The organism is Bacillus sp. AY18-3 (assembly GCF_008042305.1).
Lineage (GTDB): Bacteria > Bacillota > Bacilli > Bacillales > Bacillaceae_G > Bacillus_A > Bacillus_A wiedmannii.
Window position 1 is genome coordinate 34,136 of sequence record NZ_QKQR01000006.1, and the last position, 20,808, is coordinate 54,943.

Annotated in this window: 18 protein-coding genes; 11 read left to right on the plus strand and 7 right to left on the minus strand. The window is 35.8% G+C overall.

Annotated elements, in window-relative coordinates; all coding sequences use genetic code 11:
• Positions 1–228 precede the first annotated feature (228 nt).
• The 7 genes from DM800_RS05365 (at position 229) to DM800_RS05395 (ending at position 6,697) form a co-directional block, all read left to right on the plus strand.
• Positions 229–1,329, plus strand: a complete 1,101-nt coding sequence (locus DM800_RS05365) for an amidohydrolase/deacetylase family metallohydrolase (protein WP_147786545.1) — start codon at positions 229–231, stop codon at positions 1,327–1,329.
• Entirely contained in the window at positions 1,307–2,410 is a 1,104-nt protein-coding gene (locus DM800_RS05370; protein WP_000510094.1) for a DgaE family pyridoxal phosphate-dependent ammonia lyase, read from the plus strand. The genes DM800_RS05365 and DM800_RS05370 overlap by 23 nt, the downstream gene beginning before the upstream one ends.
• A gap of 1 nt (position 2,411) precedes the next feature.
• Positions 2,412–3,167, plus strand: coding sequence for a 2-dehydro-3-deoxy-phosphogluconate aldolase (gene dagF, locus DM800_RS05375; protein ID WP_000181914.1), 756 nt, complete (start codon positions 2,412–2,414; stop codon positions 3,165–3,167).
• Positions 3,160–4,176 carry a sugar kinase gene (locus DM800_RS05380; protein WP_147786546.1) on the plus strand — a complete coding sequence of 339 codons (1,017 nt, stop codon included), beginning with the start codon at positions 3,160–3,162 and terminating at the stop codon, positions 4,174–4,176. The genes dagF and DM800_RS05380 overlap by 8 nt, the downstream gene beginning before the upstream one ends.
• Positions 4,176–4,901: a GntR family transcriptional regulator gene (locus tag DM800_RS05385; RefSeq protein WP_000539264.1), complete on the plus strand. Its 726-nt coding sequence runs from the start codon at positions 4,176–4,178 to the stop codon at positions 4,899–4,901. Before DM800_RS05380 ends, DM800_RS05385 begins: the two co-directional genes overlap by 1 nt.
• A 109-nt stretch (positions 4,902–5,010) precedes the next feature.
• Positions 5,011–6,336, plus strand: coding sequence for a gluconate permease GntP (gene gntP, locus DM800_RS05390; protein WP_147786547.1), 1,326 nt, complete (start codon positions 5,011–5,013; stop codon positions 6,334–6,336).
• A gap of 169 nt (positions 6,337–6,505) precedes the next feature.
• Positions 6,506–6,697, plus strand: a complete 192-nt coding sequence (locus DM800_RS05395) for a YjcZ family sporulation protein (RefSeq protein WP_098721880.1) — start codon at positions 6,506–6,508, stop codon at positions 6,695–6,697.
• Between the two features lie 50 nt (positions 6,698–6,747).
• Here the strand turns inward: DM800_RS05395 and DM800_RS05400 are convergent, their stop codons facing one another.
• The 7 genes from DM800_RS05400 to DM800_RS05430 form a co-directional block, all read right to left on the minus strand.
• Positions 6,748–8,727 (minus strand): FtsX-like permease family protein, encoded by a 1,980-nt coding sequence (locus tag DM800_RS05400; RefSeq protein WP_147786548.1) that lies wholly within the window; start codon positions 8,725–8,727, stop codon positions 6,748–6,750.
• Positions 8,724–9,476, minus strand: coding sequence for an ABC transporter ATP-binding protein (locus DM800_RS05405; RefSeq protein WP_071757563.1), 753 nt, complete (start codon positions 9,474–9,476; stop codon positions 8,724–8,726). Before DM800_RS05405 ends, DM800_RS05400 begins: the two co-directional genes overlap by 4 nt.
• 20 nt (positions 9,477–9,496) lie before the next feature.
• A complete protein-coding gene (locus DM800_RS05410; RefSeq protein ID WP_147786549.1) occupies positions 9,497–11,452 on the minus strand; it encodes an ABC transporter permease in 1,956 nt (651 codons plus the stop codon).
• Between the two features lie 79 nt (positions 11,453–11,531).
• Positions 11,532–13,502, minus strand: coding sequence for an FtsX-like permease family protein (locus DM800_RS05415; protein ID WP_147786550.1), 1,971 nt, complete (start codon positions 13,500–13,502; stop codon positions 11,532–11,534).
• A 94-nt stretch (positions 13,503–13,596) separates the two neighbouring features.
• Positions 13,597–14,619: a sensor histidine kinase gene (locus tag DM800_RS05420; RefSeq protein WP_000765337.1), complete on the minus strand. Its 1,023-nt coding sequence runs from the start codon at positions 14,617–14,619 to the stop codon at positions 13,597–13,599.
• Positions 14,620–14,621: 2 nt separating this feature from the next.
• The gene (locus tag DM800_RS05425; protein ID WP_000276736.1) at positions 14,622–15,317 is read right to left on the minus strand and encodes a response regulator transcription factor; all 696 of its coding nucleotides are present in this window, start codon (positions 15,315–15,317) and stop codon (positions 14,622–14,624) included.
• A 249-nt stretch (positions 15,318–15,566) separates the two neighbouring features.
• The gene (locus DM800_RS05430; protein ID WP_147786551.1) at positions 15,567–16,439 is read right to left on the minus strand and encodes an AraC family transcriptional regulator; all 873 of its coding nucleotides are present in this window, start codon (positions 16,437–16,439) and stop codon (positions 15,567–15,569) included.
• 306 nt (positions 16,440–16,745) lie between these two features.
• On the opposite strand from DM800_RS05430, the gene DM800_RS05435 reads away from it, so the two are divergent.
• The 4 genes from DM800_RS05435 to DM800_RS05450 all read left to right on the plus strand — a co-directional run bounded on the left by DM800_RS05435 (position 16,746) and on the right by DM800_RS05450 (position 20,773).
• A complete protein-coding gene (locus DM800_RS05435; RefSeq protein ID WP_000859654.1) occupies positions 16,746–17,516 on the plus strand; it encodes an ABC transporter ATP-binding protein in 771 nt (256 codons plus the stop codon).
• Positions 17,503–19,452, plus strand: coding sequence for an ABC transporter permease (locus tag DM800_RS05440; protein WP_147786552.1), 1,950 nt, complete (start codon positions 17,503–17,505; stop codon positions 19,450–19,452). The genes DM800_RS05435 and DM800_RS05440 overlap by 14 nt, the downstream gene beginning before the upstream one ends.
• A 143-nt stretch (positions 19,453–19,595) precedes the next feature.
• Positions 19,596–20,174: a class I SAM-dependent methyltransferase gene (locus tag DM800_RS05445; protein ID WP_147786553.1), complete on the plus strand. Its 579-nt coding sequence runs from the start codon at positions 19,596–19,598 to the stop codon at positions 20,172–20,174.
• A complete protein-coding gene (locus DM800_RS05450) occupies positions 20,174–20,773 on the plus strand; it encodes a DedA family protein (protein WP_147786554.1) in 600 nt (199 codons plus the stop codon). Before DM800_RS05445 ends, DM800_RS05450 begins: the two co-directional genes overlap by 1 nt.
• Positions 20,774–20,808 lie beyond the last annotated feature (35 nt).

The window sequence follows — 20,808 nt, forward strand, 5'->3', positions numbered from 1 at the left end:
TTTGTCGGTAAATCAATACTCCTTGTCGAATCGTTGATCTAATTTCTTGTACTATCAGCATTTTGGAGGTGCATCTTTTTATTTACTTTTAAACATTATAACGTTATATTTACTTCTCCCTTTTTTTGTGTTACGCTAAACGTGTGAAAGAGATATAAAGATGAAATTTTAATGTAAGCGTATTCTTATGGCTTCTTATAGCTTCTTATAGAAAAGGGTGGAAATACAATGACAGAACGATTCGTACTACGTAATGTGAAACGTGTGAACGGGGAAGAGATTGACATTGTAATTGAAAATAATAAAATCGCACAGGTGACGAAAGCTGGTGCTGGCGAGGGTGGAAAGGTTTTTGATTACTCTGGTACTTACGTATCGAGTGGCTGGATTGATTTACACGTTCACGCTTTTCCAGAGTTTGATCCGTATGGCGATGAGGTAGATGAAATTGGCGTTAAGCAAGGGGTAACGACAATTGTTGATGCGGGTAGCTGCGGAGCTGATCGTATTGCAGATTTAGTAAAAAGTAGAGAGCAGGCAAAAACGAATTTATTTGCCTTTTTAAATATTTCTCGCATTGGTTTGAAACGAATTGATGAACTATCCAACATGGAATGGATAGATAAAGAGAAAGTAATAGAAGCAGTAGAAAAGTATAAAGATGTAATCGTTGGGTTAAAGGCGAGAATGAGTAAAAGTGTCGTTTGTGATAGCGGAATTGAACCGCTTTATGTAGCGCGCTCATTGTCTCGTGAAACATCATTACCGATTATGGTACATATCGGTTCAGCACCTCCTCGCATAGAGGAAGTTGTACCTCTTTTAGAAAAAGATGATGTGATTACACATTACTTAAACGGGAAAGAAAATAATTTATTTGATGAAGAAGGCAAACCGCTACCTGTATTACTAGATGCAGTGAAGCGCGGTGTTCATTTAGATGTTGGTCATGGCAATGCTAGTTTTTCTTTTAAAGTAGCAGAAGCGGCGAAGCGTCACGATATTGCTTTTAATACAATTAGTACAGATATTTACCGAAAGAATCGTATACACGGTCCCGTGTATAGTATGGCTCACGTTCTTTCGAAATTCCTTTACTTAGGATATCCGCTAGAAGAGGTAATTGATGCGGTGACGAAACATGCGGCAGAGTGGCTGAAAAAACCAGAGCTTGGCCGTATTCAAGAAGGCGATATTGCAAACTTAACTTTATTTACGGTGAAAGATGAGAAGGTTACGTTAATTGATTCAGAAGGGGATCAGCGCATTGCTGAAAGAAGAATTGATACGAAAGGGGTTGTAGTCAATGGGTCATTCATTGAATGCTAAGTACGGATTAAAAAGAGTAATTAATGCGAGCGGTAGAATGAGTATTTTAGGTGTATCCGCTCCGACAGATACAGTGATGGATGCGATGAAACATGGTGGACAAAATTATGTGGAAATTGCTGATTTAGTAGATAAAGCAGGAGACCATATTGCTAGAATTCTAGATTCAGAGGCAGCGGTCGTTGTGAATTCAGCATCGAGCGGAATTGCGCTTTCTATCGCAGCAATTGTGACAGAAGGAAATCGCCGTAAAAGTGAAAGACTTCATCAAGAGGTCATCGCGAAAAACGAAGTGATTATGTTAAAAGGTCATAACGTTCAATACGGTGCTCCTGTTGAAACGATGATTTACTTAGGCGGTGGTAAACTTGTAGAAGTTGGCTACGCAAATGAAGGGAAAGCAGAGCATATTGAAGATGCGATTGGTGAAAATACAGCAGCGATCCTATATGTGAAATCCCATCATGCCGTTCAAAAAAATATGATTTCTGTTGAAGAAGCATGGGAAGTTGCGCAGCGAAATAACGTACCACTTATCGTCGATGCGGCAGCTGAAGAAGATATTCAAAAATATGTGAAGTATGCAGACCTTGCTATTTATAGCGGTTCAAAGGCAATTGAAGGACCTACTTCTGGCATTGTTGGCGGTAAACGAAAATATATTGAGTGGCTGAAAGTGCAATTACATTGCATCGGAAGAAGTATGAAAGTCGGGAAAGAAACAACTTTCGGTTTACTTCAAGCGCTTGATGAGTACGGAGTAAAAGAAGATAAAAGTGAACAAGAAAAAGAGTTATTACAAGTACTTATGCCACTAAAAGAATTAAACGGTGTAAATGTAACAATCGTTCAAGATGAAGCAGGAAGAGCGATTTTTAGAGCACGTATTCACATTAACGAGAACGAGTTAAATAAATCAGCAAAAGACGTCGTAACAGCATTACGCGAAGGGGAAATTGCCATTTATACACGTGATTACGGAGTAAGACAAGGATTCTTTGATATTGATCCACGTCCACTTCAAGGTGATGACATACATGTAATTGAAGAAAAATTGAGAGAAATTGTAGGGGGAAACTAAAATGACAAACATTCAAAAACGTTTTTATAAAGGCCGTGTAGCATTAAATGTATTAGCGAACAATATTGAAAATGCGAAAGACATCTTTGAAGCAGCAGAAGGTTATGTAGTAGTCGGAGTGCTATCAAAAGATTACCCAACAGTAGAAGAAGCCGTTACAGCGATGAAAGCATACGGAAAAGAAATTGATGACGCTGTATCAATCGGACTAGGAGCTGGAGATAATCGCCAAGCAGCAGTTGTAGCTGAAATTGCGAAGCATTATCCTGGTAGCCATATTAACCAAGTGTTCCCTTCAGTTGGAGCGACACGTGCAAATCTTGGCGGAAAAGATAGCTGGATTAATAGTTTAGTATCTCCAACAGGAAAAGTAGGTTACGTAAATATTTCTACTGGTCCAATTAGTGCAGCTGGAGAAGAAAAAGCAATCGTTCCAATAAAAACAGCAATCGCACTTGTACGTGATATGGGAGGAAATTCATTGAAATACTTCCCAATGAAAGGTTTAGCTCATGAAGAAGAATATCGCGCAGTTGCGAAGGCTTGTGCGGAAGAGGGATTTGCATTAGAGCCAACAGGCGGAATTGATAAAGAAAACTTCGAAACAATTGTACGTATTGCGCTTGAAGCAAACGTAGAGCAAGTGATCCCGCACGTGTACTCTTCTATTATTGATAAAGAAACTGGTAATACGAAAGTAGAAGATGTTCGTGAATTATTAGCGGTCGTGAAGAAGTTAGTTGATCAAAATGCGTAAGAAAATTGCAGCATTCGGCGAAGTAATGATGCGCCTGCAAGTACCAGGATATGAGTTGTTGTCGCAAGCTAACACATTACATTACTCATTTTCTGGTACTGGTGTGAACGTTGCAGCAGCACTTTCTCATCTCGGTCATGAAGGCTTTCTTATTTCAACTTTACCGGAAAACTCGGTTGGGGATGCTGCGGTATCACATATTCAAAAGTTAGGCATTCGGGCACCGTTTATTTCAAGAGGCGGTAAATATGTCGGCATATACTTTTTGGAAAATGGATTTGGTGCACGTGCAAGCCGCGTTACATATTCAAATCGATTAGAAAGTAGCTTCAATACGGCATGTGAAGACATGTATCAATTTGAAGAAATCGCCAAGGAAATTGATATCGTTCATTTTTGCGGAATTACACTTGCGATGAATGATACGGTGCGCCATCATATGAAATCTTTAGCGAAAGCAGTGAAAGAAAACGGAGGCACTGTCGTTTTTGATTGTAATTATCGTCCATCGCTTTGGGGAGAAGACGGATATGAGCAAGCGAAAACGCATTATGAAGAAATGCTAGCTCTTGCTGATATCGTTATGATGAACGAAAAAGATGCAATGTTCGTTCTTGGAATGAAAACAGAAGAGACAGAGCGAGAGGCGCAACTTGTTGATCTTATTCCAAAGGTTGCTGAAATATATCAGATTGCTACAATTGCTGGTACACATCGCTCTATTAATAGCGATAATACACACTCACTTCGCGGGTTTATATGTAAAGATGGTGCGTTCACTTTTGCAAAAACACTTACGTTTTCTGTATATGATAGAATAGGTGCTGGAGATGCTTATACGAGCGGGATTATTCATGGCGAGATAGAAGAGTTTGCACCAGAGAAAGCTGTTTCATTTGCGTCAGCAGCTGGAATGCTTGCACATACAATCGTCGGTGATACGCCAATGTCATCAGAGAAGGATATACTTCGGGCAATGACGGCATCAGTAGGTGATGTAGAAAGGTAGTGGGTGTAACGGTGAACGTAACGAGGAAAAAAGGACCATTATATTTACAAATAAAAAATATTATTCGTGATCGAATATTGCATGGTGTATATGCGATTCATACGAATATTCCTTCCGAACCGCAGTTAGAAGAAGAGTTCAAAGTGAGCAAAATTACAGTGCGTAATGCGATTAAAGAACTTGCTCAAGAAGGATATTTAGAAAAGAAAAGCGGTAAAGGAACGAAAGTGATCCGCAATACTTCTGCGACAAAGTTGTCAAAGGGTAAGAAATTTACAGAAGTGTTAGTGGAAGAAGGATATAAAGTACAGAAGAAATTGCTCAAAGCAGAAATCGTTCATAATGAAGAAGGAACGGTGCCATTTCGATTATTCGGTAAGGAAAGTTTTCGCATTGAACGTTTATATACGTTAAATGATGCACCGTACATTCATTATACGCACTATTTCTCAGCACACATGGCAAGTACAGATTTATCGGACTTTGACTTGCAATCGCTTTACGATTTAGTTGAAGACCGAGGTATACATTTAGAAAACTTCAGAGATGAATTCGCTGTTGGACTTGCGCCTAGTTTTGTTGCAGAAGCGTTAGGTGAAAAAGAGGGGACAGCGTTATTAAAACGTATGCGCTATTCTTACGATGAAGTTGGCGAAGTAATTGAATATAGCGAAGGCTACTACAACACAGAAATGCAGCATTATGTAGTGAATTATGACGTATAAAAGGAGGGTATTCGCCCTCTTTTTTTATAAAGTGTTTCATTAGATTCATCCCGCACCAATTAGGTGTTTATTGCCTGCAAATACGGGATAAAAGTAAGGGGAATGAGAGATGGATATATACTTATTAATCGTCACGTTATTTGCAATTGCGATTGTTATTTTAGGGGTATCATGGTGGAAATGGCATGCATTTATTAGTTTAACAGTTGCGAGTTTATTTTTAGCTATCATGTCTGGATTGAATTTGACGAAAATAGTGACTGCCTATGAAACTGGTGTTGGTAGTGTACTAGGGCATTTAGTTGGTATTTTAGCTCTCGGAACAATTTTAGGAAAAATGATGTCCGATTCAGGGGCCAGCATGCAAGTGGCAGACTTCTTTATTCGATTTTTCGGTGTAAAGAAACTACCTTGGGCTATGTTATTTGCAGGATTTGTTATAGGGATTCCGGTATTTTTTGAAGTGGGGATCGTCATTTTATTACCACTTGTTATTTCCATTCGAAAAACGACGAAGCAAAATATATTATTAATTGCATTACCTGTCATTGCTGGATTATCGATTGTGCATGGGCTAGTGCCACCACATCCAGGGGCGATGACAGCAATCGGTATTTATAACGCGAACTTAGGAAAGGTACTTTTATATTCATTAATTATCGCGTTACCAACAGCCATTATCGCAGGACCGATATTTGCAAAGTGGGTAAATAAAAGGGTTATACCTGAAAATGAACCAGAGCTAGTTCGAGTTACAACTGTATCAACTGATTTACCAAGTCGTAAAGTTTCATTTTTTATTATTTTATTACCGGTTGTATTAATGATTTTATCAGTGGTTGCACCATATATTTCATTACCGAAAAAGATAACTGAATTTTTTGTATTTATAGGAAGTCCAGTAATTGCTTTACTTATTTCATGTTTTGCAGCATTTTATTTACTTGGAATAAGGCAAGGAATTAATAAAAAGGTGATTAAAAAATTAACGGATGAAAGTTTATTACCGGTTGGTTCCATTATTTTAATCATCGGTGCAGGCGGTGGATTTAAACAAATATTAATTGAAAGCGGCGTTGGAACAGCGATTGCGCAAATGGCAGAGCATATATCGTTATCGCCGATCGTGTTAGCTTTTATGGTAGCTGGATTAATTCGAATTGCAACAGGTTCAGCAACAGTAGCATTAACGACAGCAGCAGGTATTGTTTCACCAGTTATTCAGCACATGTCAGGTGTAAATTTAGAATTGCTCGTTATAGCAACAGGTGCGGGATCATTAATGTTTTCTCACGTAAATGATGCAGGATTCTGGCTTGTAAAAGAGTATTTAGGATTAACGGTGAAGGAAACGTTTAAAACGTGGACGGTACTTGAGACATTGTTATCATTTATTGCATTTGGCTTTGCGCTCTTATTAAATACTTTTATTTAGAAGATACCTTAATTGGTATCTTTTTTTTGATGAAGCCCATTTCCAAAAACAAGCCCGTTTTTAGGTAAGCCAAGCTTCCTATTCGCCCTGAAAACATACTATAAATGGAATCCCCTCATTTAGAGCAAGGTGAACTTGTTATGAATGATACTAAAGGAGGAATAGAGTAATGAGCGAAAAGTGTGAACACAGACATGATGATTGTAACCGCAGAAACCATGGTTGCGGAGGCGGTTTTGCGCTTCTAATCGTATTGTTTATTTTATTAATTATCATCGGTGCTAGCTGCTTCGGCGGAGGCGGTTGTGGTTATGGTGGTTACGGCGGTTATGGCGGCGGCTATGGTGGATATTGCTGCTAATTAAAAACTATTGAAAATAGCCTTGTGCATTATGCACAAGGCTATTTTATTCATATTTTTATATGCTGTGATAATTTATTAATGTACAGAGAACGGATTAAGAAGAAGAAAATAATCTCGATAATCCCGAAAAAGGTGAGTACAATCAATAACTCTTTTAGTAAAGAAAAAGCGAACATGCTTTGTAAAAACTTAACCGCAAATAACGTGTGAACACCAGCAACGATATAAGGAACGAAAAATAAAATTCCTAACTGAATCGTTGCAGAGCGAAACATTTCTGATTCAGTTAAGCCTAGTTTTGTAATCGTAATGTATTTTTGTTTTTCATTCGTTAAGTCGTTATACATACGGAAGTATAAAACGCTAGCCGCACCGATAAAGAAGATAAAGCCAAGAAATGCCCAAATAAAGAATTGAGCAACTGCATTTTCTTTATTATGGAGTAACTCATCAGTAGCTGTATAAATATTAAAAGGAACGGGAGATGCATGCTTATCGTCTTTATGTGCCTCATAATATTTTTCGGTGTCATTACTAATACTTTTTAATATATTTTTTGTTGGAATAATTGCATTTTCCCAATTATCCACGAAGTAGTTATAAACTGTAATGGTTTCAATATGAGGAATCATAGTATCGATTGCATAATCTTGCATAATAACTAAATTTGCTAATGCAAATGGTGGTGCTATTCCTTTGTTAATAAATCCCTTTATATAAAACTCCTTTTTATTGGATTCAAGCGTAATTGTATTTTGTTTTACAAATGGATTTGATACAAGGTTTAATAGCTCTGGTGAATAGCCAGAAATAATGTAAACTTCTTTTGAATCAAGGGTGATTGTAGGTCTCTTTAACTGTTTAGCAATTTCGTTATAATCACTCATTTTCATAATTGCAATCTCTTCTTTTGAAGCAGTATCTTTTAAAAGCGTAAATTTATATTTTTTATATTGAAAATGAGCATTGGAAAGTTCGGATTCAATAGTATTAACGTGCTTTCGTTCAAGGGAATGATCCCCTTCTAATTTGTATGTGAAGGGAATAGGATATCGCTCTAGTATCGACGCTTTTGTATTATTATTCGCAGCAAATAGTCCGATAATAATCGTAAATGCAAGCGCAGATAGCATCGAAACGATAAAGAGTACATTAATATTACTACGGGTACGAGCAACTAAATCTGAAATCCATAACATGTTTATTTGTTTCAAATAAAACTTTCTACGCTTCTTTAAAATATAGATAAAAAGAAGAAATGTTTGTGAAAAGAAAAAATATGTTCCGATTACTACGAGTGGCAAAATAGATAATATAATAAAGAAGACAGATCCGTTTTGCACATTTTTTTCGGTTACGTAGCCTTGTGGATAACCAGCAATATAATAACATAACCCTAAACAAGTTAAAGCAAATATCGAAATGAGTATAGACGGCCTTTTTTCGGCTGTCACTTTCTTGTTCCCTTTAATAAGATGGACTGTTTTACGCGTACGAATAAACATCGGTGTAAACGTAGAAACGATTAAAAATAAAATGATAAACGTTACGGTTGTCACGATTATCGCTTCTGTTGGCCAATATAAATAGAGACCTTTCGCACTTGTTAATTTCGAAGTGACTAATAAGAAAAAGTTAGAAAATACAAGGCCACCTTGAATGCCGATAAAGATAGACAATAGCCCGATGATCATGTTTTCAGTAAATAAAAGTCTTTTTAATTGTTTCTGTGAGATACCGAGAATCGTGAGTATCCCGAATTGCTGCTTCCGTACATTTAAAAATGTTCCAATTGAATATAAGAGAAAGAAGAACGAGAACATAACGATAACAAGCTGTGCTGTACTAGCTAAGTTCATTAGAGGATCACGTTCTTGAAAGCTTTGTACATTTTGTAAGCGTGGGTGATACGCGTATACAGTAAATGAAAAGAAAACCATGATAGAAAAAGCACTACTTACAAAATAAGCGAAATATGCTTTAGAATTACGCGAGACATTTTTAAATGCAAATTGCCAAAATGTCATCCACGTCTTCCTCCTAATAATGCTAAAACATCTAATATTTCTTGATAAAACTTTTCGCGATATAGCCCGCGATGTAGTTCGTTGTAAAGCTCGCCATCTTTAATAAAAATGACGCGGTTACAGTAACTTGCTGCGAATGGATCGTGCGTAACCATTAAAATTGTTGCATCTTCTTCTTTATTCAATTTCGTAAATAGTTCCATCACGTCAATTGCCGCTTTTGAATCTAAATTTCCCGTTGGCTCATCGGCAAGTAGAAGTGACGGATGATGAATAACAGCACGTGCTACTGCGGTACGTTGTGCTTGTCCCCCAGAAACTTCAAAAATACGTTTGTCTAAAATATGATCAATGCCAAGCTTTTTGGAAATGTTATTAAGCTTTTCGTCCATTTCTTTTAATGGAACATTATCTAATGTTAAAGGTAGTACGATATTTTCACCGATTGTTAGTGTATCTAGTAGGTTAAAGTTTTGGAAAACAAATCCTAACTCTTGGCGGCGGAAAATAGCTAACTTCTCTCTACGAAATGTGTGCGGTTTTTTTCCGTTAATCACGACATCACCAGAAGTAGGGGAATCAATTGTAGAGATAACGTTTAAAAATGTAGATTTACCACTACCAGATGGTCCCATGATAGCGACAAATTCACCTTTATCTACATGTAAATTTATATTTTTTAAAGCAGTATGAGGGACTTTTCCTTCATACACTTTTGAGACGTTTTTTATGTGTAAAACTTCTTCCATAGTAATCACCTTTCTATCCGTTAAAACTTAATGTGTTGTGATAATTTTTGCATATAGAAGGAACGAATTAAAAGGAAAAATAAAATTTCAACCGTTCCAAAAATCATAAGTACGACTGTAATCTCAGCGAAGAACGAGAGATGTAATACTTCTTGTAGCATCTTTGTCGCAAACATCGTATGAATCGATGCCATAATGTATGGAACAAAGAAAAGAATTGCAAGTTGAATTGTAGCAGATCGTTTCATCTCAGCTTCTGTTAAACCGATTTTTGTAATCGTTACATACTTTTCTTGCTCATTTGTTAAATCTGTATACATTCTGAAGTAAAGAACACTGCCAGCACCAATAAAGAAAATAACACCTAAGAAAGTCCCAATTAAGAAGAACGAAGCGACATTTTGTTTTGTTGTGTATAGAGAATCGCTCGCTTCACTTGCATGGAAAGGCGGGTGCTCTGCTTGAATGTTGTTCCCGTCTGTATTCACTTTTTCTATGAATAAAGAGCCGATGTTATTAGCTTTTTCCCAGTCCTTAACTTTAAAGCTATATACACTCATCTGTTTTGAAACGGATGATAACGCCTCTACATTTTCATCAGATAGTATGAGCAATTGGTATATTAAGCGATTTGGGAATGGGTTATAACTTTTATATTCTTTCACTTGTAGTTGTAAATTGTTTTGAGTAAGTGTAAGAGTATTTTTCTTGTCTTTATTATGAAGCGTTCCAATAACCTGATCATCTAAGTCTTTCATAAGAATATAAGATTCATTCTTATTTACCGTGAGCGTTTCCCAATTTAAAGCCTTAGCAAGTACATTATAGTCACTTTGTTTAATTGCATAATAGAGCTGCGAATTTCCTTCCGCTGAAGATACTTCATATATATCCGTTTTAAATTGTTTATAAGTAAATTGCTCTTCGTTAAACTTTTGTTTTAACCAATTTAAATGTTCATCCGCTAACGTATTTTCAGTATGTGATAAATATGTAAAAGGAAAAGGATTTTCTCTTACTGTATCGAACTTCATAAATTTACCAAAACCATATAAGAATGTAATCATAGTAAAAGCAAGTGTTGATAGCATCGCTACAATAAAGAGCATGTTAATGTTTGTCCGAATGCGCGCTGCTAAATCAGAAATCCAAAGCATATTAATTCGCTTCATATAAAATGTTCTTCGCGTTTTTAATATACGAATGAGTAAAAAACTAATTTGTGAAAAGAAAAAGTATGTTCCAGCTGCAACAAGTGACGGAATGAGAAATATACTGGTGGCGGCGTACAAAAGCCCAATTACGTCGCCCAACGACATGAAATATAGCGGATTTGCTGCTAGTACGTATCCAGATATTAAACATGTCGCACCAAATAGAGAGATGAGCACGGATGCTTTTCTTTCTTTTTGTTTTGTTCCTTCTTTTAAAAGACGTACAGCCTTTCTCGTCCGAATGAGCATCGGCGTAAACGATGAGACGAGAATGAAGAGTCCTAGAAAAATGATCATAGTTAAAATAATGGCAGCTGTTGGCCAATATAAATATAAACCAGGAACATGTGTAATTTTGGCGGTAACTAATAAAAAGAACTGCGAGAAGACAAGTCCAAGTTGAATGCCGAAAAAGATGGAAAGAACACCAATTAGCATGTTTTCTAGAAATACGAGTCTCTTTAATTGTTTTTGAGATATGCCAAGTACTGTTAAAATCCCAAATTGCTTTTTTCGTACTTTTAAGAAAGTACCGATTGAATATAGTAAAAAGAAAAATGAAAAGAATACAATGACAATTTCTGAAATTGTCATTAATATGTTCAGAGCAGCATTCACGCCTGTCATATGCAATTTAGGATGAAATAAATAAACCGCAAACGAGAAAAAAATTGCAATGGAAAATGCACTACTTACAAAATAGGCGAAATAAGCTCTGGCGTTCCGGGTTACGTTTTTGAATGCAAACTGCCAAAATGTCATTCACCTGAACCTCCTAATAGAGTGAAGAAGAAAAGGATATAAGAGATACCCTTTTCCTGTACTAATATATTTATAAAACTTAACCATTCGTATACTCTGATAACTTTTGCATGTAAAAGGAACGAATAAATAAGAAAAAGATGACTTCAACGACTCCAAAAATAATAAGAACAGCTGAAATTTCTTTGAATAGTGATAAATCAATTACGTCTTGGAGCATTTTTGTTGCGAACATTGTATGAATGGACGCCATAACGTACGGAACGAAAAATAAAATGCTAAGTTGAATGGTTGCAGATATTTTCATCTCTACATCTGTTACACCAATTTTTGAAATTGCTACATATTTTTCTTGTTCATTCGTTAAATCAGTATACAGTCTAAAGTAAAGAACGCTACCTGCTCCAATAAAGAAAATGACACCTAAGAATGTCCCGATTAGGAAGTATGCGGCACCTCCTGATGTAATTCTATATAATGAGCCTGCTGATTCATAGGAGCGTATAAGGGGTCCTTCGTATTGGAATTCCTGTCGATCTCTTTGTATTTTTTTCATAAAATCATCAGCGATTTCATACGTCTTTTCCCAGTTTTGTACGTTATAATTGTACGCTGCTACATGCTTTGTTGTATTTGGTAAGTTGTTTACAACAGCGTCAGGTAAAATTAAAGTTTGATATGAAAAGTCAGAGGGAATGGCCCCTACTTGTTCATATCCTTTTACTTGTAATGTCGTATTTGTGCTAGAAAGTGTAATAGATTTTCTATTGTAGCTTGGCTCAAATTGGCTGAATAAGGTGAAATAAGCGCTACCTGTTAAGACATATGCTTCGTTATCGCTCATGAATAGTTGTTTCATTCGCAGGGAAGCTGCAAGTTTGTTATAGTCACTTTGTTTCATTGCATAGATGTCATTGTAAGTCGTTATACCTTCATCTTCTTTCAGTGGTGTTTCATATAAATCAGCTTTTAGTTTTTTATAAGAGAAATCTTCCTTTTGTAACTGCTTTTCAAGCCAAGTTAAATGCTCGTTAACAAAAGGATTTGCGTCATATGAAAAATAAGAAAATGGAAAAGGTGAAGTTCTCGCAACATCTAGCTTTGTAAACTTTCCGAATCCATATAGGAACGTAATCATTGTGAAAGCAATTGTAGAAAGCATCGCTACAATAAAAAGCATATTGATATTCGTTCGAATACGACTTGCTAAATCCGAAATCCAAAGCATGTTAATTCGTTTCATATAAAAATTTCTTCTTTTCTTTAAAATATAAATAAGTAAGAAACTAATTTGAGAAAAGAAAAAATATGTCCCAATTGTAACAAGTGCTGGAATCACAAAAACACTTGAAACCATATAGATAAAGCCTACTTGCGTGTTTATTGAGAAGAAATATTTAGGGTTTGCAGCTAAAATATAACCACCTAATAAACAGATAGCACCAAATAGAGAAATGAATATGGATGGTTTTCTTTCCTTTTGTTTCCCACCATTAGTTTTTAAAAGGTTTACCGTCTTTTTCGTACGAATTAGCATGGGTGTAAATGAAGATACAGCGATAAAGAGACCAAGAAATACAATCGTTGTTAAAATGAAAGCATTCGTAGGTGGATATAAATATATCCCTGGTAGATGTGTAATTTTCGCTGTCACTAATAAGAAAAATTGTGAAAATACAAGTCCAAACTGCATACCGAAAAAGATAGATAAAATACCAATTAACATATTTTCAGTGAAAACGAGTCTATGTAATTGTTTTTTTGATATACCTAAAATAGTTAAAATACCAAATTGCTTTTTACGAACTTTTAAAAACGATCCAATTGAATAGAGTAGAAAAAAGAACGAGAACAAGACAATAACAACTTCTGAAAAAATCATTAATCCTGAAATTTCAGAGATCATAGTGGGATTTTGTAATTTCGGATGAAACAAATAAACAGCAAACGAAAAGAAAACAGCAATTGAAAAGGAACTGCTTACGAAGTAAGCAAAATAAGCTCTCGAGTTGCGCGTTACATTTTTAAATGCAAATTGCCAAAATGTCATAATATGTACCTCTCGCTAGAAGGTAAATATGTAGTTTTATTGCAAAAAATGTATGAGAGTAAGTTCTCATACATTTTGCTAGCATATGTTCCGGTCATGCTTCGGTCACCTTCTCTGTATGTTCTGCTTGATTATTTGCAGCGTTGTGGAAGATGATTTTAATCGTCGTTCCTTTACCAACTTCAGAATCTAGTTTGACAGAGTGACCTAAATAATCACAAATTTTACTTACAATATAAAGTCCCATACCAGTAGATTCTCCGAATGCGCGACCGTTTTTCCCAGTGTAAAACGGTTCAAATACTCTTCGAATATCTTCTTGCGGAATACCAACACCTTCATCGCGAACTTCTAAAATAATATCTTTTCCGTTTCGATAAGCAGATAAGAAAACTTTCTTCCCGCGCTCACCAGAGTAACGAACTGCATTTGTCATTAACTGATAAATGATGAACTTTAGCCATTTCGCATCAGAAGCAACTTTTAAATCGGAATGAACTTCTAAAACAGGGAAGACCCCATTTCGAATGAATAGTTCTTTTAATCCGTTAATATTTTTTGTTACCGCATCTTTTAATGAAATCGTCTCAACGTGGAAATCTTCATGGAAGTTATTTAACCTTGCCATATATAAAGCCATATCGAGTCCTTGATTTAATCGTTCTAATTCTTTTTTGAATTTCGGAATCAAATGTTCATCTTCCATTTCGAGTACCATAAGTTGCATAACAGACACAGGTGTCTTCATTTGATGCACCCAGTGGTTAATGAATAATTGATGTTCTTGTTGTTTTACTTCATACGACTGTAGTTCCTTTTGGAAGAGACGGTACTGTGTGCGCACGAGTTCATTTACACCGTGAGGCATCGGAGCAGTTGCTCTTTCAATAAACGCATCTTCCATTTTCTCTGGTTGCTCACTTAATCTATGGTACATTCTACGATTGCGGACGTAACGATAAGCGAGGAAACAAATGAATAAATATAAACTTAAAACGACGAAGTAAAATTTATTATTTTGAAATCCATCTACTGCATCATACAGAACGAAAATGATGCCGAAGTTTAATACATATAGTAGAAAAAATGCAAAATGATCACGTAAAAATAGCTTCATGCTTATTCACTCCAAGTTGCGTTAAAACGATACCCAAGTCCACGTACTGTTTCAATAGCATTTTCAATACCAAGCTCATTGAACTTTTTACGAAGACGCGTAATGTTTACGTTTAATGTATTTTCCTCAACGAAGCTTTCGTCATCCCATAGGGCAGCTAATAAATCTTCACGGCTCGCTGTACGAGGGAATTTAGATAATAACATTTCTGCTAAAATTGCCTCTTTCTTCGTTAAAAGAACTTGCTCAGCACCGAAATGGATTTCTGGGCGTTCTGGGAATAGTTTTAAACCTTCTACTTCAACGATACGTTCAGAAATATTTGGCGCATAATCACCGTAAATACGGCGTAATTGACCTTTAATTTTCGCCATTACAACGTCATAGTGGAACGGTTTTGTAATATAATCATCCGCACCGCTTTCAATCGCCATAATTTGTTCCATCTCGCCAGCACGCGCTGAAATGAAAATAATTGGACAAGTAGATTCATGACGAATTTGACGGCACCAGTAGAATCCATCAAATTTCGGTAAGTTTACATCAAGTAAAACAAGATGTGGTTTCACTGCATTAAACGATTCCATAATATCATCGAAATTCTCTGCAACAACAGCTTCATAGCCATATTTTTGAATGTGAGATTGTAGTAATGATGAAATATTTGGATCGTCTTCAACGATTAAAATTTTATACATATGTATACTCCTCCTAAAAAAACAATTGTAGCTATAGTGTATCATGTGTTTCAAGTCTTTTCATTATGTTGAAATGTAGGCTAATAAACAGTATAGGTCAAAAGTGTGAAAAGTAAAAAGGTTATGGGTACAATTTATAATTATTGGTACAGCGAGACTAATGATGGGATATTCCTACGTCGCTTATAAAAAGAACTAAAAATATAAATAAAAGCTGCTTTTCCTTTTAAGGAAAAGCAGCTTTATTTTTTATTTCTTCAAAACCGGTATCCAAATTTCACTTTTAAAGTTTGGAGAGGATGTATCTTTCTGTTCATTCCACAATATTTCTGGTCCTTCCGCTAGTTCATAGTTTGAGGAAGGAAACCATTCGGAATAAATGCGTCCCCATACATTTTGTAATGTTTCAGGAAATGGACCGACAGCTTCAAATACGGCCCACGTTGAAGCTGTGACTTCAAGTTGTGCGAATTGCTCTGGACAATCTTTCGTTGAGGCTACTCCAATGTAGTGATCGAGTTCTCCCTTTTCCTCCATTCTTCCTTCAGAAAAGTTAGTAGAAGCACTAATGATTCCATTCGGTTTCATGTTTGAAAGTGACTTTAACATTTGAATGGACTCTGGATTTAAACTTTTCCACATAGAAGCAATTTCTTCATTTACACCGTTAAATACAATTGGTACGCGTTTTTGTATACCAATAATTCGAAATGGTTCTTTTTCTTTAATTCGATAATTCATTTCATTTCCTCCTTGAATCGATAACTGGAAGGTCATTGGTGAATAAGCTTTCAAAGAACGAATTGTACTTCGAGCTTCTGAAGGCGTTATACCGTGCAAGTTTTGAAAGGCACGTGTAAAGGAATCGGGTGAGTTGTATCCATATTTGATAGCGACATCAATGACTTTTGCATTGCTATCTTTTAGTTCAAAAGCAGCAAGAGTAAGACGTCTACAGCGAATATATTCTGACAGTGGTATGCCAGCTAGGAAAGAAAACATTCTTTTAAAATGATATTCGGAGCAGAAAGCTATTTTTGCGACTTCTTTAAAATCAATTTCGTTTGTAAGGTTGTTTTCAATATACTGCATTGCCGCATTCATGTTTTTAAGTGAATCCATATCATGACCTCCTTGTTAAATAGAATAGCAGGAACAAACGAAGTCCATCCGACATTTCATGCACAACTTTGTAGGGTACATTTTTAACCTTACAAAATTGTAATGTTCCTGTAAGGAGAATGAATGGATGGTATGATATCCCAATGCTATAGTAACAAAGTACTTTTGTTCAGTAGGTTAAATTTTTATATCTTTACTTATGCGTCTTACATAACTGTCATGTTTGTGTAAGAAACATCGATAGTGGCAAGAGTAGAGAGTGTATATAGTTGAAAATAGAGAATAGAAGAAATGAGGGATGTCGAGATGAAAACAGTGTTAGAAGCAAAAAATATTGAAAAAGTGTATGACACGGGTGGTAATAAATTTGCAGCGTTAAAAGGTATTAACTTACAAGTAAAAGAAGGTGAGTTCGTTGGAATTATGGGACCTTCTGGTTCGGGTAAGACGACTTTACTAAACGTTCTTTCTACAATTGATAATGCGACGAACGGTGAAATTTTAATTGATGGAAAAGATATCGTGAAGATGAACGATGATAAGTTAGCGTTATTCCGCCGCGATCATTTAGGGTTCATTTTCCAAGATTATAATTTATTAGATACGTTAACGGTAAAAGAGAACATTGCGTTACCTCTTGCGTTATCAAAGGTGAAAGCGAGTGAGATTGATCGCCGCGTTCTTGAAATTTCAAAGAAATTCGGTATTGATCACATTTTAAGTCAGTTCCCATATCAAGTGTCAGGCGGACAGAAGCAGCGCTGCGCAGCATCGCGTGCGATCGTTACGAATCCTAGTATGATTTTCGGGGACGAGCCGACAGGAGCGCTTGATTCTAAATCAGCGACAGATTTACTTGAAAGTATGAAGTCGTTAAATGAATATGATAACTCTACAATTTTAATGGTAACACATGATGCGTTTGCGGCGAGTTACTGTAAACGAGTTATTTTCATTAAAGATGGTGAGTTATATAAAGAATTGCACCGCGGGGAATTAACGCGTAAACAGTTCTTCCAACAAGTCGTTGACGTAATGTCTTCCATTTCCGGAGGTATGGCTGATGACCTTATCTAGCATTGCCCTCCGCAACATACAGCGGAATTTTAAAGACTACTTTGTATATTTTGCATCTATGATCTTTAGCATCGTCATTTATTTTACATTTAAGGCGTTGCAGTATAATTCACAAATGGAAAAAGCTGCGGAAGCTTCTAAAAAAATTAGCGGAGCGTTCCAAGTTTCAAGTGTTATGCTAATTATTTTCGTAGCGGTGTTCATTATATATTCGAACGGTTTCTTTACAAGGAAGCGTAAAAAAGAAGTTGGGCTATATTCCTTATTAGGCATTCGTAAAAGACAAATTGGTAAAATGCTGTTTTATGAAAATATGTTAATGGGATTAATGTCTTTAATTATCGGAATTGCGATCGGTAGCGTTCTTTCAAAACTATTCCTTGAACTACTAATAAGTATGATGGGAATAAACTTAAACGTTCATTTTGAAATACCGATGGCCGCAGTTATTGATACAGCACTTATTTTCTTTGTGATTATTTTGTATACATCACTTCAAGGATATCGTTTAATTTATCGCTTTAAGCTAATTGAACTTTTCCGAGCGGAACGCGAAGGAGAAGCAATGCCAAAAGGATCCGTAGTGATGGCGTTAATTTCAGTTTTCTTAATCGGTTCAGGTTATTTCTTAGCGTTAATGTACATGAAAGCAGTTATGTATGCAGACTTTATGGTCGTTGCATTATACATTTTACTAGCGACAGTAGCAGGAACTTATTTATTGTTTATGTTCTTCACAGTATTTGTATTGAAGCGAGCAAGAAATAATAAGTCAGCATTTTATAACGGTATGAATATGGTAACGACATCGCAACTACTATATCGCATTAAAGGAAACTCGAAATCACTAGCAACAATTGCTATTTTAAGTGCAGTGACATTAACAGCGGTTGGTACGTCAGTTACGATGTATTACAACACATTTACGCAATCAAAAGTTGCAGCACCGTATAGTTATTCTTATGAGAAAAAAGATGAAGCACTAGATAAAAAGGTAAAAGAAATACTTGCTGGAGAGAAGAGCAATCATCCAGTGACATATGAGTCAGAAGTTGAAATGATTCCTGTGAAGGGAACATTTAAAGGTGAAAGAGCAGATCAAGTGCTGAACACACACTATAATGTTACGAAGCAGTACCAGCTTATTTCTCAATCAAGCTTTAATACAATTGCGAAACGTTTAGATGTAGAACCTGTAAATTTAAGTGTGAATGAAGCTTTTGTATATGATAGCCTCTATATTGAAAAACTCGATTTTGGTCCTCTTTATACAGGAAATAAAGCTGTATTTCCTGTTGGGAATGAATCGAAAGAGCTAAACATTAAAGGTGTAAATAGTAGAAGTCTTACAAACTTAAATGAACTATTTGTAATCGTCCCAGATCAAACATATGAGCAGGCGAAACAAGTACATGAAACACGCGCTGTAAAAAATATTGATGTAAAAGGTGAGCGAAATAGTAAAGAGTTAACAGCGAAATTAGCAAGTATTATGCCAGCAGGTGAATCGGAAGTTTTAAAACCATTTAACGATTTCTATACAGGATTCCAAATGGGAATTGAAACGACAGGTTTAATGATGTTCATTGGGCTATTCTTAGGATTAGTTTTCCTATTAGCGACAGGCTCAATCATTTACTTTAAGCAACTTACAGAAGCAAGTGCTGACCGTGATCGTTACGTTGTTCTTCATAAAATTGGTGTAACGAAGCAAGAGATGAAGAGAGCTATTGCAAAACAAGTGAGCTTTATCTTTGCTATTCCGTTAATTATCGGTATTTTACACAGTTTGTTCGCACTAAAAGGTTTGTCAAATATATTACCATTCGAAATTATGATTCCGCTCCTAATTAGTATTGGAGTATATGGCGTCATTTATATCGGATATTACTTCCTAACAGTTCGTTCTTATTATAAGATTGTGAGTGCGAAATAATAAATGAGCAGCTATCGCTATATGCGATAGCTGTTTTTTCATTCTTCATAAATTCTTAAGAAATCTCCTCAATTTTTGTTAAGAAACGATAGTTATACTTAGACACAAGTTAAAAACTATCGAACGAATGGGGAGAGGGTTACATGCAACTCATAACATTCTTACATGAATTTATAAAACATCCGAAACATACTGGTGCAATTGCGCCAAGTTCAAAAATATTAGCAAAGAAAATGGTAGATGTCATTGATTTTAATAGAGCGAAATGTATCGTAGAGCTAGGGCCTGGTACAGGGGTTTTCACGAGAGAAATTATGAAGAGAAAGAAGAAGGAAACGATATTTCTTCTTATTGAAATTAATGAAGTGTTTTGCAAAGAGTTAAAGAGAAAGTTTAAAAATGAGCAGAACGTCATTGTTGTACACGGTTCAGCTGAAAATATAAAGAAGTATATGAAAGAATTACAGATAGAATGCATTGATTACGTCTTATCGGGATTGCCTTTTACATCTTTACCAGAAGAAGTTTCAAAGCGTATTTTAAACAATGTAATGGAGGCGATACATGAGACAGGTGAATTTATTACATTTCAATATTCACTTGTGAAAAAAGGATTTATACAGCATTTCTTCCCTGAAATTACGCTTGAAAAAGTGTGGCTCAATTTCCCGCCAGCGTACGTCTTTAGCTGTAAAAAAGAGCTAAAGAGAGCATATGCTTAATGGACTTACATGAATTATTATCTTATATTGAACAGTACGGTTATTGGGCACTATTTTTCTGTTTATGGTTAGGTATTATCGGTATGCCAATTCCAGACGAAATGATCGTAATGAGCGGTGGTTTTGTCTCTTCACTAGGGATATTAAATGTCATTCCAGCATTTGTATTAACATATTTAGGCGTTGTCTCTGGGCTATCTTTAGGTTATATAGTAGGGAAAATATTTGGTACAAAAGTACTTGATAAGCTAATGAAAAAGAAAAAGGCGAAATATCTTTTGAAATCTCAACAAATGGTAGAGAAGTATGGCCATTATGCGTTAGTCACAAGCTACTTCATACCGGTTGTAAGACATATCGTACCGTATTTAGTTGGAATGAATAACATGTCATTTAAGGTGTACACTTTGTATTCCTATACGACAGGACTTGTTTGGACACTTGCTTACTTTGTACTCGGTTCTTTATTTGGACAACATATTGAAAGGATTGTAGCGCTTGCGATAGAGTATGGCGTGTATTTTGGCGGAATTGTTTTTGTTGTTGCGAGTGGTGCTTATTTGTATAAGCAAAGAAGAAGTACGGTGATGAGTAAATAAATAGAATGAGGGCTTACGCTTATTGAGAGTAGTAT